General features: G+C 72.3%; 14 protein-coding genes and 1 pseudogene. 5 read left to right on the forward strand and 10 right to left on the reverse strand.

Annotated features, from left to right (window positions below; genetic code table 11):
- Position 1 precedes the first annotated feature (1 nt).
- Genes AB0I98_RS28115 through AB0I98_RS28125 form a run of 3 tightly spaced genes read right to left on the reverse strand, consistent with a single transcriptional unit; the run spans position 2 to position 3683 of the window.
- Positions 2-1732 carry an L-aspartate oxidase gene (locus tag AB0I98_RS28115; protein WP_362946631.1) on the reverse strand — a complete coding sequence of 577 codons (1731 nt, stop codon included), beginning with the start codon at positions 1730-1732 and terminating at the stop codon, positions 2-4.
- The gene (gene panC / locus AB0I98_RS28120; RefSeq protein ID WP_362946634.1) at positions 1729-2757 is read right to left on the reverse strand and encodes a pantoate--beta-alanine ligase; all 1029 of its coding nucleotides are present in this window, start codon (positions 2755-2757) and stop codon (positions 1729-1731) included. Before panC ends, AB0I98_RS28115 begins: the two co-directional genes overlap by 4 nt.
- Entirely contained in the window at positions 2754-3683 is a 930-nt protein-coding gene (locus AB0I98_RS28125) for a DUF2520 domain-containing protein (protein WP_362946637.1), read from the reverse strand. The genes panC and AB0I98_RS28125 overlap by 4 nt, the downstream gene beginning before the upstream one ends.
- 207 nt (positions 3684-3890) lie before the next feature.
- Here AB0I98_RS28125 and AB0I98_RS28130 point away from each other — a divergent pair, with 207 nt between their 5' ends.
- Positions 3891-5084: a beta-eliminating lyase-related protein gene (locus AB0I98_RS28130; protein WP_362946640.1), complete on the forward strand. Its 1194-nt coding sequence runs from the start codon at positions 3891-3893 to the stop codon at positions 5082-5084.
- Here AB0I98_RS28130 and AB0I98_RS28135 read toward each other — a convergent pair.
- Positions 5077-5289: a hypothetical protein gene (locus AB0I98_RS28135; protein WP_362946643.1), complete on the reverse strand. Its 213-nt coding sequence runs from the start codon at positions 5287-5289 to the stop codon at positions 5077-5079. The genes AB0I98_RS28130 and AB0I98_RS28135 overlap by 8 nt on opposite strands.
- 157 nt (positions 5290-5446) lie before the next feature.
- Between AB0I98_RS28135 and AB0I98_RS28140 the strand changes: the two genes are divergently transcribed.
- Positions 5447-6547: a DUF5937 family protein gene (locus tag AB0I98_RS28140; RefSeq protein ID WP_362946646.1), complete on the forward strand. Its 1101-nt coding sequence runs from the start codon at positions 5447-5449 to the stop codon at positions 6545-6547.
- Positions 6548-6559: 12 nt separating this feature from the next.
- Here the strand turns inward: AB0I98_RS28140 and AB0I98_RS28145 are convergent.
- The 3 genes and pseudogenes from AB0I98_RS28145 to AB0I98_RS28155 all read right to left on the reverse strand — a co-directional run.
- A pseudogene (locus tag AB0I98_RS28145) lies at positions 6560-6899 on the reverse strand (ATP-binding protein); the annotation flags it as partial.
- 1 nt (position 6900) lies between these two features.
- Positions 6901-7575, reverse strand: coding sequence for a response regulator transcription factor (locus AB0I98_RS28150; protein WP_328359579.1), 675 nt, complete (start codon positions 7573-7575; stop codon positions 6901-6903).
- Positions 7576-7677: 102 nt separating this feature from the next.
- On the reverse strand, positions 7678-8892 hold the full coding sequence (locus tag AB0I98_RS28155; RefSeq protein WP_362946648.1) for a sensor histidine kinase: 1215 nt from the start codon (positions 8890-8892) through the stop codon (positions 7678-7680).
- A 118-nt stretch (positions 8893-9010) separates the two neighbouring features.
- Between AB0I98_RS28155 and AB0I98_RS28160 the strand changes: the two genes are divergently transcribed.
- The gene (locus AB0I98_RS28160) at positions 9011-10012 is read left to right on the forward strand and encodes an SAM-dependent methyltransferase (protein WP_362946651.1); all 1002 of its coding nucleotides are present in this window, start codon (positions 9011-9013) and stop codon (positions 10010-10012) included.
- A 27-nt stretch (positions 10013-10039) separates the two neighbouring features.
- Here AB0I98_RS28160 and AB0I98_RS28165 read toward each other — a convergent pair whose 3' ends face one another.
- Positions 10040-11191: an NADH-quinone oxidoreductase subunit D gene (locus AB0I98_RS28165; RefSeq protein ID WP_362946654.1), complete on the reverse strand. Its 1152-nt coding sequence runs from the start codon at positions 11189-11191 to the stop codon at positions 10040-10042.
- A 31-nt stretch (positions 11192-11222) separates the two neighbouring features.
- Here AB0I98_RS28165 and AB0I98_RS28170 point away from each other — a divergent pair, with 31 nt between their 5' ends.
- Both AB0I98_RS28170 and AB0I98_RS28175 read left to right on the forward strand, forming a co-directional pair.
- Positions 11223-11726, forward strand: coding sequence for a PH domain-containing protein (locus AB0I98_RS28170; RefSeq protein ID WP_362946656.1), 504 nt, complete (start codon positions 11223-11225; stop codon positions 11724-11726).
- Complete coding sequence (locus AB0I98_RS28175; protein ID WP_362946659.1) at positions 11723-13051, forward strand: PH domain-containing protein; 1329 nt, start codon at positions 11723-11725, stop codon at positions 13049-13051. Before AB0I98_RS28170 ends, AB0I98_RS28175 begins: the two co-directional genes overlap by 4 nt.
- A 27-nt stretch (positions 13052-13078) precedes the next feature.
- On the opposite strand, the gene AB0I98_RS28180 is transcribed toward AB0I98_RS28175, so the two are convergent.
- Positions 13079-14359, reverse strand: coding sequence for a hypothetical protein (locus tag AB0I98_RS28180; RefSeq protein ID WP_362946662.1), 1281 nt, complete (start codon positions 14357-14359; stop codon positions 13079-13081).
- A 97-nt stretch (positions 14360-14456) separates the two neighbouring features.
- On the reverse strand, positions 14457-15584 hold the full coding sequence (locus AB0I98_RS28185; protein WP_362946664.1) for an alpha/beta hydrolase-fold protein: 1128 nt from the start codon (positions 15582-15584) through the stop codon (positions 14457-14459).
- Positions 15585-15664 lie beyond the last annotated feature (80 nt).

Below are 15664 nucleotides of genomic sequence, written 5' to 3' on the forward strand. Positions count from 1 at the left end.
GTCACTGCTCCTGGGGACGCTGCGCCGGATGGTGCTGCCGGGTCGGGGGGAAGTCTGCGGTATCGGTGGGGTGTACGGCGAGTGTGCGGTCCGGATTCAGCCGTACGACGATGTGGCGCCGCCATGCTGAGTCGTCGCGCTCGGCGTAGTCCTCGCGCCAGTGGCAGCCACGGGTCTCCTCGCGCTGCCGGGCGGCGGCGACCAGGACGCGGGCCACGCACAGGAGGTTGGTGGCCTCCCAGGTGTCGACGCCGGGCTCGGCCGTCTTGCCGTTCTCGTGGAGGGCGTCGCGGGCGTCGGCGTGCAACTGCTGGAGCTGTTCGGCGGCCTTGGCGAGGGAGTCGGCGGAGCGCAGGACGCCCGCGCCCTCGGTCATGATCCGCTGGATCGCGAACCGGGTCTCGGGCTCCAGCAGGGGGTGTTCGGGGACCTCGGGGTACGGCACCGGGTGGGGCACGCGCGCGTGGAGGCCGTTTTCCGCGTGGCTCGCCGCGATGTCCTCGGCGATGCGCTCGGCGTAGACCAGGCCCTCCAGGAGGGAGTTGGACGCGAGCCGGTTCGCGCCGTGCACGCCGGTGCAGGCGACCTCGCCGCACGCGTACAGCCCGGGGACGGTCGTACGGCCGTGGGCGTCCGTGCGGACGCCGCCGGAGGCGTAGTGGGCGGCCGGGGCGATCGGGATGGGCTCGTGGACGGGGTCGATGCCGTGGGCGCGGCAGGCGGCGAGGATCGTCGGGAAGCGGTGCTCCCACATGTCGGCGCCGAAGTGCCGGGCGTCGAGGAACATGTGCTCGGCGTCCTGCTCCTGCATGCGGCGCGTGATGCCCTTGGCGACGATGTCCCGGGGCGCCAGTTCGGCCAGCTCGTGCTGTCCGGTCATGAAGCGCACGCCGCCGGCGTCGACGAGGTGGGCGCCCTCTCCGCGTACCGCCTCGGAGACGAGGGGCTGCTGGCCCTCCGCGTCCGGGCCGAGGAACAGCACGGTGGGGTGGAACTGCACGAATTCGAGGTCGGAGACCTCCGCGCCCGCGCGCAGGGCGAGCGCCACGCCGTCGCCGGTCGACACGGACGGGTTCGTGGTCGCCGAGAAGACCTGTCCCATGCCGCCGGTCGCGAGGACGACCGCGGGGGCGTGCACGGCCCCCACGCCGTCGTGCTGGCCCTCGCCCATGACGTGCAGCGAGACACCGGCCGTACGGCCGTCGGCGTCCGTCAGCAGGTCGAGCACGAGCGCGTTCTCGATCGTACGAAGCCCACGCGCGCGTACGGCCTCGACGAGCGCCCGGGAGATCTCCGCGCCGGTCGCGTCGCCCCCGGCGTGCGCGATACGGCGGCGGTGGTGGCCGCCCTCGCGGGTGAGTTCCAGCTCTCCCTCGGAGGACTCGTCGAAGTGGGCGCCCGTCTCGATGAGCCGCCGTACGGCGTCCGGGCCCTCGGTGACGAGGATCCGTACGGCCTGCTCGTCGCACAGGCCCGCGCCCGCCACGAGCGTGTCGTCCTGGTGCTGCTCGGGGGTGTCGCCCTCGCCCAGGGCCGCGGCGATGCCGCCCTGCGCCCAGCGGGTGGAGCCGTCGTCGAGGCGGGCCTTGGTGACGACGACCGTCGTGAGGCCGGCGGCCTCGCAGCGCAGGGCCGCGGTGAGGCCGGCGACGCCGGATCCGACGACCACCACGTCCGCGGAGATGGACCAGCCGGGGGCGGGGGCGTGCAGGCGTATGCCGGTGCTGTTCACGAGGCGGCTCCGAAGGTTCCGAACGTGAGGGGGATGTTGTCGATCAGCCGGGTCGTCCCGACCCGGGCGGCGACGGCGAGGACGGCCTCTCCGGTGAAGTCGTCCTCGACGTCGGTGAAGTCGGACGGGTCGACCAGGGCCAGATAGTCCAGTTGGAGCGGCGGGTTGAGGCGGGCCGCCTCGTCGAGGACCAGGCGGGCTGCGGCGCGCACGGCCGACGGGCCACCCGGCACGGCCTTGGCGACCGCGTGCGCGTCGGCCGCCGCGCGGGACTCCCCTATGGCGCTGAGTGCCTCGGCACGCGCGCGCGTGGCGGGCACTTCGCGAGCCCGCGCGCGCAGCGCCTCCTGCGCCGCATGCCGGTCGAGACCCGCGAACAGAGCCTGGGACAGGGCGAGGGCCGTGCGCCGTTCCTGGGGCGACAGATAGCGGTTGCGGCTGGACAGGGCCAGGCCGTCGTCCTCGCGCACAGTGGGTACGCCGACGATCTCGACGCCGAAGTTCAGGTCCCGCACCATCCGGCGGATCAGGGCGAGTTGCTGGGCGTCCTTCTGGCCGTACAGGGCGATGTCGGGGCGGGTGAGGTGCAGCAGCTTGGCGACGACGGTGAGCATGCCGTCGAAGTGGCCGGGGCGGGAGGCGCCCTCCAGGCGTTCGCCCATGGGGCCCGCGCTGATGCGGACCTGGGGTTCTCCCCCAGACTTCGTCCGGGGGGACCCCCAGCCGGGGTAGACCTCGTCCACGGAGGGGGCGAACACGGCGTCCGCGCCCGACTGTTCGGCGAGCTTGAGGTCGGCGTCCAGGGTGCGCGGGTAGCGGTCGAGGTCCTCGCCCTTGCCGAACTGCAGCGGGTTGACGAAGACGGTGACGACGACCTCGCCCTCCGGGCCGACGATCTCGCGCGCGGTGCGGATCAGGGTGGCGTGGCCCTCGTGCAGGGCGCCCATGGTCATCACGACGGCGCGACGGCCTTCACGCGCGCGTGCGTGCAGCTCGGCGGAGGTGCGCAGCAGGGCGGTGGTCATCGGGCGTCCCCTTCGGTCCCGTTGGTCCCGTCGGCGAGTACCCCCAGCAGGTCCTCGGCCAGCTCCGGCTTCAGCAGACCGTGGGCGAGCGCCCGGTCGGCGGTCGCGCGGGCCATCGCCAGATATCCGGCGACGGCCTGGGGGGCGTGCCTGCGCAACTCGCTGACGTGCGCGGCGACCGTACCGGCGTCCCCGCGCGCGACGGGCCCGGTGAGGGCGGCGTCGCCGGAGCGCAGGGCGTTGTCGAGCGCGGCGCCGAGCAGCGGGCCGAGCATCCGGTCCGGGGCCCCGACGCCGGCCGCGCGCAGCAGCTCCATGGACTGGGCGACCAGCGTGACCAGGTGGTTGGCGCCCAGCGCGAGGGCCGCGTGGTAGAGCGGCCGGCTCTCCTCGGCGATCCACTCGGGCTCGCCGCCCATCTCGATGACGAGGGCCTCGGCGGCCAGCCGTAGTTCGTCGGGTGCGGTCACGCCGAAGGAGCATCCCGCGAGGCGCTGGACGTCCACAGGAGTGCCGGTGAAGGTCATCGCGGGGTGCAGGGCCAGCGGCAGCGCGCCGGCCCGCAGGGCGGGGTCCAGCACCTTCGCGCCGTACCGCCCGGAGGTGTGCACGAGCAGTTGCCCCGGCCGTACGGCGCCGGTCTCGGCGAGGCCCTCGACGAGCGCGGGCAGGGCGTCGTCCGGGACGGTGAGCAGGACGAGGTCGGCGCGTTCGAGGACGTCGGCGGGCGGTACGAGCGGCACGTCGGGCAGCAGCAGCGCGGCCCGCTTCCTGGAGGCGTCGGAGACTCCGGAGACGGCTACCGGGCGGTGTCCGGCGAGTTGGAGGGACGCGGCCAGCGCGGGTCCCACGCGACCGGCGCCGACGACGCCGACGGTGAGCCGCGCGGGGCGGTCCTTGGGGTCTGGCTGTTGGACTGTACTCACGCGACGGAGGCCTTCCCGTTCCAGTCCGCTCTGGGTACCGGACGATTTCTCGTCATGTTAACGCGATCGGTTGCCGGGGCGTCCGGTTGTCCACAGGCTGTGGGCGGCCACACGTCACGTCGCATCGGCTGCCCGAGGGCGGGTCCGGAAGGGCGGCTGCGGAAAAGTGGGTGCCCGCAGGAATCGCCGACCGGCATGATCCGTCGCATGAGCGATACGGCGGAGCAGGGCACGCGACAAGTCACACCGGAGTCGGACGACGAGCTGCGCAAGCGACGCCGTGAGCGGCGCATCAGCGCCTACCGGGGCGCGGAGCGCGTGTTCGCGCGCACCAGCGTGCTCAGCACGCTCCGGGAGCGCCTGACGGTCCTGGAGGCCGCCGATGAGGTGTACGACCTCGACCAGACGGTGGACATGTACGGCAACGGCGTCGTCGAGGCCCTGGAGGACAAGGTCGCCGGTCTGCTCGGCATGGAGGCCGCCGCGTTCTTCCCGACCGGCACGATGGCGCAGCAGGTCGCCCTGCGCTGCTGGGCGGGCCGCACCGGCAGCCCCGTGGTCGCCCTGCACGCGCTCGCCCACCCCGAGGTCCATGAGCGCAATGCGTTTCGCGAGGTCAGCGGCCTGCGCCCGGTCCGGGTGACGAGCGAGCCCCGGCTGCCGACCGCCACCGAGGTGCGCGACTTCGAGGAGCCCTTCGGCGCGCTGATGCTCGAACTGCCCCTCAGGGAGGCCGGTTTCGTGCTGCCCTCCTGGCAGGAGCTCACCGAGATCGTCGAGGCGGCGCGGGAGCGCGACGCGGTGGTGCACTTCGACGGCGCGCGCCTGTGGGAGACCACCCTCCACTTCGGCCGCCCCCTGCACGAGATCGCGGACCTGGCGGACAGCGTCTACGTGTCGTTCTACAAGTCCCTGAACGCCTTCGGTGGGGCCGCCCTCGCCGGCCCCAGGACGCTGGTGGACGAGGCCAAGGCCTGGCGGCACCGGTACGGCGGCACCGTCTTCCAGCAGTTCCCGACCGTGCTGTCGGCCCTCGCCGGGCTGGAGCGCGAACTGCCCCGGCTTCCCGAGTACGTCCGGCACGCGCGCGTGGTCGCCGCCGCGCTGCGCGAGGGCTTCGCGGCAGCCGGGGTGCCTTGGACGCGCGTCCACCCCGAGGAGCCGCACACCAACGAGTTCCAGGTCTGGCTGCCGTACGACGCCGATGTCGTCGCCGATGTCGCGGTCCGGCACGCCGAGGAGACCAGGACACTGCTCTTCGCCCGGCCCTGGGAAGCCTCCGGCCCGGGGCTCGCCGTCACGGAGATCGACGTACGGGCCGCGGGCCTGGAGTGGACGGCCGAGGACGTGAAGGCGGCGGTCGCCGACTTCAGCGCCCGGCTGATCGCGCGGGTCAGGTAGAGCGCGGGCGCCGCCGCAGCCACCGGCCCAGTGCCTGCCGTAGCCGGCCGTGGGCCGGGCGGCCCGCGAGGACCGCGCGGAAGTGCCGGTGGTCGCGCAGTTCGCGGATGACCTGCCAGTCGTGCGCGCCGGGCGCGGGCGGGTCGGGCTCGCCGAGTTGCCGGGCGCGGTAGGTGTCGAGGACGTGGTACTGGGTGATGCTCATGGCGGATCGCCTTCTCGGGTTCTCAGGACGTGGGAATCGGGCTCCGCGGCTGCCCCGGATGTCCCAGGTTGCGTCGCCGCCACCATGACGTCGCGTCGATTGACGGCCGCCGTCAATCGGAGGCCGCGTTGTCAGTGGCGGGGTGCACCATGAGGGCATGAGCGTGAGCATCGACATCGCGGGGCTGCGGCCGGAGAGGGTCGCCGTCGTCCCCTCACCCCTGGCCGAGCTCGGCATGGCGCTGCACGCGCTGTCCGAGCCGGGGCACCATCCGGGCCTGCAGGGCTGGGTGACGAGCGTGACCGCCCGGCTCGACTCGCATCTGGCGGACCGGATGTGCGAGGCCGACTTCCTGTGGCGGACGACGTTCTCGGACCTCTTCCTGCCCTATGCGGGCATCCCGGGCGGCGCCACGCTCCCCGGCGCGACGCTCGCCGAGGAACTGGACCTGCTGGACAAGCTGACGGACGAGCAGTTCGTGGACGCGGCGCTGGAGTTCACCTGTGCGCTGCCGTACGAGGTTCAGGGCCCGCCTGTGCTCGCCGACGCGGAGTCGCGCCGCCGGGCCCTGGAGCTGGCCGCCGCGCGCGGGCCGCGCCAGTTGCGGTTCAGCCGACGGCTGCTGGACGATCCGCCGCGGATCCGGGCCTGGTTGCGCCAGTTCCTTCAGGACTGCGACGAGGCGTTCTTCGCGGACACCTGGTCCCGGCTGCGCCACCAGCTCACGGCCGACGCCCGCCACAAGACCGATCTGCTGCGGCACAAGGGGCTGGGCCAGGCGCTGGCCGCGGTGTCCCCGGCGGTGGTGCTCGACGAGGCCGCCGGACGCATCACCATCGACAAGCTCCGCCACAGCCACATCCGCGACCGGAGCCTGCTGCTCGTGCCGACGAGCCTGGGCTGGCCGCATCTCCAGGTGCTGCACCGGTACGGCTGGCAGCCGGTCCTGCACTACCCGGTCGGCTCCCCGGAACTCGCCGCGCCACCCTCGGTCGAGCAGCTGACCCTGCGGATGACCGCGCTGTCCCACCCGGTGCGCATGCAACTGTGCCGGAACCTGGCCCGCACCACGTACACCACCAGCGAACTCGTACAGATCCACGGCATGACGGCCCCCGAGATATCCCGGCACCTCAGCGTGCTGAAGAAAGCGGGCCTGATCACCACCCGTCGGCGTGGGCGCTATGTCCTGTACCAGCTGGACGTCACGGCGATGGCCCGGCTCGGCAGCGACTTCCTGGAGGCGCTGCTCAGGTAGCCGCCGGACGCGTCAGTCGAACCGGATGTGCCTGATGCCGACCCGCGCCTGCCTCAGCCGCGTCCGCACCGGGCCCTCGGTCTTGGGCACGGGCGAGTGGTCCGTCCACAGATGCTCGGCGAACTCCGGCTCACGCAGCTGCTCCAGGCAGTGGTTGAGCTTCCGTACCGCCCAACTCTCCCTGCGCAGGGGGACGTTCTTTCCGCCGCAGTCGGCCGACGCTCTCGCCGAAGTAGCCGGAGTCGGTGACCGTCATGGGCGCGATCACCACGCCGTCGTGCTTGGTGAGAGCGAGATCCAGGGTCTCGACGACGCCCTACCACCAGGACGTCAAGTCCTGGAAGTCCCCCCGGTCAGCCGTGTCCGCCGGCCCGCACCAGCCCCGTCTCGTACGCCAGGACCACCACCTGGACCCGGTCCCGCAGCCCCAGCTTGGTCAGGATGCGGCCCACATGGGTCTTGACGGTCGCCTCGGACAGCACCAACCGGGCCGCGATCTCCCCGTTGGAGAGCCCCTGCGCGACCAGCACCATGACCTCGCGCTCGCGGTCGGTGAGCCGCTCCAGCGCCTTGTGCTGCGGCTCTTTGCCGGCGCTGGGCAGCATCGGCGCGAACCGGTCGAGCAGGCGCCGGGTCGTCGAGGGGGCCACGACGGCGTCGCCGCTGTGCACCGACCGGATGGCGGTCAGCAACTCCCCGGGCGGCACGTCCTTGAGCATGAAGCCGGACGCGCCCGCCTTCAGCCCCGAGAAGGCGTACTCGTCGAGGTCGAAGGTGGTCAGGATCAGCACCTTCGGCGGATCGGGCTCGGCGCAGATGCGGCGCGTGGCCTCGACGCCGTCGAGCTTCGGCATGCGTACGTCCATCAGCACCACGTCGACGGGGGTCGAACGCACCACCTGAAGCGCCTCGACACCGTCGCCCGCCTCCGCGACGACCTCCATGTCCGGCTGGGCGGCCAGCACCATCCGGAACCCGGTGCGCAGCAGCACCTGGTCGTCGACGAGCATCACGCGGATCGTCGTCATCGGGGCCTCTTCCGTTCTCGTCTGTCTCGTCTGAAGTCTCGTCGGGTCTGTGTCTGCGTCTGCCAGGGCGTGACAGGTGTCAACAGGGGGCGTGCGTCGGTGTCAGTGCGCTGGTTTGAGCGGGAGCAGCACACTGATGCGGAAGCCGCCGCCCGGGCGCGGGCCCGCGTCCAGGGTGCCGCCGACCATACCGACCCGCTCGCGCATCCCGATCAGGCCGTGCCCCTGGCCGTCGGCGCCGCCCTCTTCGTACAGCTCGTGCGGGGCGCCCTTGCCGTCGTCCTCGACCAGCAGGCCGAGGCCGTCGTCGAAGTAGACCAGGCGCACGCTGGCGCCCGCGTTGGGCCCGCCGTGCTTGCGGGTGTTGGTGAGCGCCTCCTGCACGATGCGGTACGCGGTGAGCTCGACGCCGCTGGGCAGTGGCCGTGGGGTGCCCTCGACCTTGAAGTCGACGGGCAGGCCGGAGGTGCGGCACTGCTCGATCAGCTCGTCGATCTGCTCGACGTCGGGCTGCGGGACGTACTCACCGCTCTCCTGGTGCTCGCCGGTGCGCAGCACGCCCAGCAGGCGGCGCATCTCGGCGAGGGCCTGGCGGCCGGTGGAGGAGATCGTCTCCAGGGCCTTCTTGGCCTGGTCGGGCGCGGAGTCGAGGACGTAGGCGGCGCCGTCGGCCTGGACCACCATCACCGACACGTTGTGCGCGACGACGTCGTGCAGCTCACGCGCGATCCGGGCGCGTTCGGCGGCGACCGCGACCTTGGCCTGCGCCTCGCGCTCCTTCTCGAGCCGGGTGGCGCGCTCCTCGAGCTGCTCGTAATAGGCGCGGCGGGTGCGGATCGAGTCGCCGAGCACCCAGGCGAGGGCGAAGGGCACCGTCATGAAGATCATCAGGGCGATACTGCCCAGGACGCTCGATTCCTTCTCCGGCCAGCGCACCTGCGCCAGCGGCGCCGCGGTCAGGCCCACGGCCAGCGCGAGCCGGGAGGCCCAGCGGGCGCCGGTCGCGGCCACCGTGTAGGTGATCACCAGGAAGGCGAAGTTGGCGGGTGTCGTCGCCACGTTCAGCGCCAGCTGCGCCACTCCCACGCCGATGGCGAGCAGCAGCATCTTCTCCGGCATACGCCTGCGCAACGCGATGACTAGCGACAACAGGAGGAGCACCGGGACGATGGCCGCCTCGGAGTCGGTACCCGGAGCCGACTGCCCGGCCTCCTGCCGGACGGCTTCGCTCACCACAGAGATCCCGAAGAGGAGGACGGCCCAGAAGCTGTCCACCCATGTCGGGTGCCTGCGGAGGAAGTCGTAGAGGCGCTGCACGTAACCCAGCGTAGGGAAGCAAGATGCGTGCAGGGGTCAACCGGAGGGTCGATCCGCATCGGGCGCGCATACTCCGCAAGGTGGAGGCTCCGTTCCCCTGTGCGCTTAACCTGACGGCGTGACGGACGAGACAGCGGGGCACTGGCGCGGTTGGCGGGCGGCGGCCGAGGCCGCCCTGTACGGGCCGGACGGCTTCTACCGCAGGCCCGAGGGCCCGGCCGGCCACTTCCGTACGTCCGTGCACGCGTCGCCGCTCTTCGCCGGTGCCGTGGCCCGGCTGCTGTGCCTGGTCGACGAGGCGCTGGGCGGGCCCGAGTCGCTCGACTTCGTCGACATGGGGGCGGGGCGCGGGGAGCTGGTCACCGGCGTGCTGGCCGCGCTGCCCGCCGGCGTGGCCGCCCGCACGCGCGCGTACGCCGTCGAGGTCGCCGACCGCCCCGCGGGCCTCGACCACCGCATCGAGTGGCTCAGCGCACCCCCGCGGGGCGCGACCGGGCTGCTGTTCGCCAACGAGTGGCTGGACAACGTGCCCGTGGAGGTCGCCGAGGTCGACTCCTCGGGCATACCCCGGCTGGTGCTCGTCCGGGAGGACGGGGCCGAGCTGCTCGGCGAGCGCGTCTCCGGGGCGGAGGCGGAGTGGCTCAGCCGGTGGTGGCCGCTGTCGGCCGAGAAGGGGCTGCGCGCCGAGATCGGGCTGCCCCGGGACGAGGCCTGGGCGGCGGCGGTCGCGACGCTCGACCGGGGGCTCGCGGTCGCCGTGGACTACGTGCACACGGCCGACGCCCGCCCGCCGTTCGGCACGCTCACCGGCTTCCGGGAAGGGCACGAGACGCGGCCCGTGCCGGACGGGTCCTGCGACATAACGGCGCACGTCGCGCTGGACGCGTGCGCGTCCCTCGACGCGCTCCCCGGCGCGCTCCTCGTGCGCCAGCGCGAAGCTCTGCGCGCCTTGGGCATCGCAGGCGCCCGGCCCCCGCTCGCGCTGGCGACCACACACCCCGCGGCCTATGTGCGCGCCCTCGCGAACGCGGGAGAGGGCGCCGAACTCACAGCGGTCGGCGGCCTCGGCGACTTCGGATGGCTGGTGCAGCCGGTTGGAATTCCGAACCCGCTCACCTAGGGGCTCCTACTTGGTCGATGTCCCCGACTACTTGTCGATGTCCCCGACCACGAAGAACAGCGACCCCAGGATCGCCACCATGTCCGCCACCAGCGTCCCCGGCAGCAGCTCCACCAGCGCCTGGATGTTGTTGTACGACGCCGACCGCAGCTTCATCCGGTACGGCGTCTTCTCGCCCTTGCTGACGAGGTAGTAGCCGTTGATGCCGAGCGGGTTCTCGGTCCAGGCGTACGTGTGGCCCTCGGGCGCCTTCAGGACCTTGGGGAGCCGCTGGTTGATCGGGCCGGGCGGCAGCTCGGCGAGCCGGTCCAGGCAGGCGTCGGCGAGGTCCAGGGAGTTGTGGGTCTGCGCCAGGAGGCACTCGAAGCGGGCGAGGCAGTCGCCTTCTTTCCGGGTGACGACCTGGAGGGTGTCCTGGAGTTCGCCGTACGCGAGGTACGGCTCGTCCCGCCGCAGATCGAAGTCGACGCCGGAGCCGCGCGCGATCGGCCCGCTCACGCCGTACGCGTGGACGGTCTCCGGCGCGAGAACGCCCACCCCGCGGGTGCGCCCGCGGAAGATCTCGTTGCCGAGGACCAGGTCGTCGAAGCGGTCCATACGGGAGCGCAGGGCTGCGACAGAGGCACGCGCGCGCGTGGTCCATCCCGCGGGCAGGTCCTCCTTGAGGCCGCCGACACGGTTGAACATGTAGTGCATCCGCCCGCCGGAGACCTCCTCCATGACGTGCTGGAGCTCCTCGCGCTCGGTGAAGGCGTAGAAGATCGGAGTGATCCCGCCCAGCTCCAGCGGATACGAGCCGAGGAACATCAGGTGGTTGAGCACCCGGTTCAGCTCCGCGAGCAGCGTGCGCGTCCACACCGCGCGCGGGGGGACCTCCATGCCGAGCATGCGCTCCACGGCGAGGACCACGCCCAGCTCGTTCGAGAAGGCCGACAGCCAGTCGTGGCGGTTGGCGAGCATGATGATCTGGCGGTAGTCGCGCGCCTCGAAGAGCTTCTCCGCGCCGCGGTGCATATAGCCGATCACGGGCTCCGCGCTCGTGATGCGCTCGCCGTCGAGGGTGAGCCGCAGCCGCAGCACGCCGTGCGTGGACGGGTGCTGGGGCCCGATGTTGAGCACCATGTCGGTGCTCTCCGCGGCACCGCCGATACCGACCGTGGTCTCCGTCGTAGGAGTCATGGCCCCAGTCTCCCCTACGTACGCTTGCCGTATGGAGACGGGGAGCCGGGAGAACCCGGAGGCGGCGGGGGTCGAGTCGGCGTGGATCGGGCTGCCGCCCGGGCTGCTGCGGATGCGCAGGCTGTTGCTGGTGGTGTGGCTGGGGCTGCTGACGGCGGCCACCGGTCTGCTGCCCGGTCTGTTCGCGGGTCCCGCGTGGGCCGCGTTCGCGGTGCTGCCGCTGGCCCTGCTGATATGGGGCTGGGTGATGGTCGAGCGCAACTGGCGCTCCTGGCGGTACGCCGAGCGCGCCGACGACCTGCTGATCAGCAGGGGTGTGCTGTGGCGTGAGCTGACCGTCGTCCCGTACGGGCGGATGCAGCTGGTCGAGGTCACCTCCGGGCCCGTCGAACGGCACTTCGGGCTGGCCAGCGTGCAGCTGCACACCGCGGCCGCCGCGACCGACGCGACGATTCCGGGGCTCGATCCGGTGGAGGCGGAACGGCTGCGCGACCGGCTCACCGAGCTGGGCGAGGCCCGATCGGCGGGGCTGTGACGGCGCCGGGCGTCGAGGGCGCCGTACGCGAGAAGCAACCCGTCACCGAGCGGCGGCTGCATCCCGTGACACCGCTGAGGCGGGCGTGGGCGCCGGTCGCCGTGATCATCGGGTGGGCGCTCCACGACCCCGACCAGACGCAGCGCCAGCTGACCAGGCTGACGACGACCACACTGCTGATCGCGCTCGCCGTGATCCTCCCGGCCGCCGCCCTGTACGGCTTTCTGACCTGGTGGTTCACGCACTTCGCGGTGACCGACACCGAACTGCGCATCCGTACCGGCCTGTTGTTCCGGCGTGCCGCGCACATCCGGCTCGAACGCATCCAGGCCGTCGACGTCACCCAGCCGCTGCTCGCGCGGGTCGCGGGCGTCGCCAAGCTCAAACTCGACGTCGTCGGCACGGACAAGAAGGACGAACTGGCCTTCCTGGGCGCGGACGAGGCGCGCACGCTGCGCGCCGAACTGCTCGCGCGCGCGGCGGGTTTCGCGCCCGAGACGGCGCACGAAGTCGGGGAAGCACCGGCGCAGGAGCTGCTGCGCACGCCTCCGGGCGTCCTCGCTGTCTCCCTCGTCCTGACCGGCGCGACCTGGGGCACCCTCGCCGCCGCGCTCGTCGTCCCGCCGCTGATATGGCTCGCCACCCACAGCGTGTGGACGGTCCTCGCGGTCGCCCTGCCGCTGCTCGGCGCGGCGGGCGCGAGCAGCGTGGGACGGTTCGTCGCGGAGTACGACTGGACGGTCGCCGAGTCCCCGGACGGGCTGCGCATCGACCGCGGCCTGCTGGACCGCGTCCACGAGACGGTGCCGCCGGGGCGGGTGCAGACCGTACGGATCGTGGAGCCGCTGCTGTGGCGGAGGCGCGGCTGGGTGCGGGTCGAGCTGGATGTCGCCGGGTCCTCGAACTCTCTGCTGCTGCCGGTCGCCCCGCGCGAGATCGCCGAGGCCGTCATCGCGCGCGTGCTGCCCGGGGTGACGGTGCCGCCGTCCCTGTCCCGGCCGCCGCGCCGCGCCGGCCGGTGCCTGCCGCTGTGGTGGCGCGGCTACGGCATCGCGGTCACCGACACCGTGTTCGCCTCCCGGCACGGGCTGCTGCGCCGGAGCCTGGCGCTCGTACCGCACGCGAAGGTCCAGAGCGTGCGGCTGGCTCAGGGGCCCTGGAAGCGCGTCTGGCGGCTTGCTGACGTACATGTGGACACGGGGGCCAACAAGACCGTCACAGCGCGGCTGCGGGACGCTGAGGAGGCGGCGGAGCTGCTGCGCGGGCAGGCGGAGCGGTCACGGACGGGACGCAGGGACGCGCGGCCGGACCGGTGGATGGCCTGAGCCGAGCCGCCCAGCTGGTGAGCGGCTTCAGGAAACTGCGCTGCGCAGCCCCTGCACGTCGATCTGCTCCGTCTCGTCGTGCGCCGTCAGGTCGATGACCTGCCCGACACCGCGCGACTCCGCGTCCGCCGGCTTGAACTCCGCCTCGGTCTCCGCCTTGTGGAGCGCGAGCGCCTCCTGGCCGACGACGTCGGCGAGGTCCTCGTTCTGCACGGCTTCCAGCGCGGCGGCCTCCGACTCGGACTCCGTCTTCGTACCGAAGAAGTCGAAGCCGCCCTCGACCGCCGGACGCCGCACGGGCGTCGCCGGTACGACGGCCACGGCGGTCGGCACCGTGAAGTGCCCGGAGGGCTGTTGCCCGGACGGGGCCGACTTGCCCATGGAGGTGGCGGCCGCGCGCTGGTGCCCGTCGACCGCCTCGGGCTTCCCCTGCGCGTCGTCCTCCTGCGCGGCCTCCCCGGCACCGGCCTTCACCGGCTCCTGCCCGCCCGGAGCCCCGCCCTTGGGCGAACCGTCGTCGTCGGGCGAACCCTTGGGAGCGTCGTCGCCATCCTTGGGCGCACTGTCGGTGTCCCCCTTGGGCGCGGCCTCGGCGTCCCCCTTGGGCGCACTGTCCGCGTCGAACTTCGCCAACGCCACCTTGGCGCGCAGGAAGAGCTTGGACCCCTCGGGAGAGAACACCGCGGGAGCCGTCGGCTCGACCTGCTCTGCCTGCTCCGCCTGTCCCGTCTGTTCGTCCTCGGCGGCGTCCACCGGCTCGGCGGATTCGTCCGAGGCAGCCACCGCGTCGGTCTCCTCCTCGGGAGCGGACGCCTGCGCCGGCACGGGCGGCAGCGCACGGGCCGGCGTGGTGGTGGCCTCTATCTCCAGCAGGCGGCGGCCCTCCAGGGCGGTCGCGCGCTCGGTCTCCGCGGTGGCGTACCGGCGCAGCAACGCCGCGTGCTCATTGCGCAGTCCGGCCAGCTCCGCACGCTTCGCGCGCAGCCGCTGCTCCAGCTTGGCGCGCAGTTCGCGGGACTCCTCGAGGTCCGTCTCGAGTTCGGCGACGCGCTCCTCGTGCCGCCACTCGTCGCTCGCACGCGCGCGCGTGAGGTCGGCGACCTGCTTGCCGGCCTGTGTGTCCCAACGGCGCAGCACGACCGCACCGATGACCGCCGTCGCCGCGGCGGCCGCGGCAAGGCCGCGGAGCACCGTCGTTTCCGAGAACACCCACGGGCCTAGCGCGCAGACGACCGAGACGCCTGCGATCGCCGACGGAGGCAGGAGCCTGTGCAAGGGCGGGGAATGGCGGTGACGTCCACGTGGCATGGCCAGAAACTTACCGCGCGTAGGCGAATCTTGGTGGCCCGCCCCGCAAAAACACAGCCATCCCGTCTCATTCATACGGCTCAAGCGGGTTTCGGGTTCACCGGTCGCTCAATCGCCCGCTGATCCACTCCAGTGTCGCCGGAATCTCCCGCCGCCAGGTGTTGAAGTTGTGCCCGCCGCTTTCCAGGATGATCGACGAGATCCGCGTCCGGTTGGTCGCCTTGGCACCCTCTATGAACTTCAGTGTGTCCTTGTAGTTGGATTCACCGATCTTGCTGCTGCTGACGAGCAGTGAAGTGTCGGGCGCGGGCATGTTCTTGAGGTACCAGAACAGGTCGGCGCGGTTCCGCAGCGTCTTGTCGCCGTGGAAGAGGTCGCCCGTGGTGGGGTCGATCGGCGCCCTGTAGTACGCGGACAGGCCCGCTCCGGCGGCGTAGACCCGGGGGTGATGCATGGCGAGTTTGAGTGCGCAGTAGCCGCCCGTCGAGTCGCCGATGATGCCCCAACTCCCCGGTTTTCCGCCCACCCTGTAGTGCCCGGCCACGGCGTCCGGCAGATCTTTGGCGAAAAACGACTCCGTCTGCGGCCCGCCGGGGATGTCCACGCACTCGGTGTCCCGCGGCGGTGCGACGGTCGGCCGCAGCATCACCAGGATCATCGGCCGCATACGGCCTTCCTTGGCGAGCCCACGGGCGGTGTGCGGATAGTCGAGCTTGTCCACGAGCGCCTTGGCGGTGCCCGGATAGCCGGTGAGGACGACGGCCGCGGGGAATGTGCGCGTGCGGTATCGCGCCTGGAAGTACTCCGGCGGCAAGTACACGTACGCGCGCGTGGCGATGTGTGTCGTACGACCGAGGAGCTCGACCTCGTGGATCCGGCCCCCGGTACGCGCGCCGGGGCTGCCCGCCCCCGGAACGCTCCCCGTGTCGACGACTCGCAGCGGGTCGTCCGCGGGGCCGCCGGGCGTGTGGTCGACGACCACGCCCTCGTCGGTCTCCTGGCCCAGCAGGTCCGCCCAGCTGGCGTAGAAACCGAAGGCCTGGTTGGCGGCGAGGCCGGCCGAGGCGAAGAGCGTCAGCTGGACGGCGAGGAGCAGGGCGACCCGGCCGCTGACGGCCCGCCAGGTCCGCCGGGCCAGCCGCGGCCACAGCCACACCGTGCCGGCGAACAGCAGGACGGCGGTGCAGACCGCCAGCGCCAGCACCTTGTTGCTCGTGAGACCCATGAACCGTTCCCTGCCTGCGCTCTCCGGCTCGCCCCGCACGTCTTCGCAAGGGCTTGTCCGGGGCTTTCCCCGGCCTTTTC

Source organism: Streptomyces sp. NPDC050211, from assembly GCF_040656035.1.
In the GTDB taxonomy this organism is placed as follows: domain Bacteria; phylum Actinomycetota; class Actinomycetes; order Streptomycetales; family Streptomycetaceae; genus Streptomyces.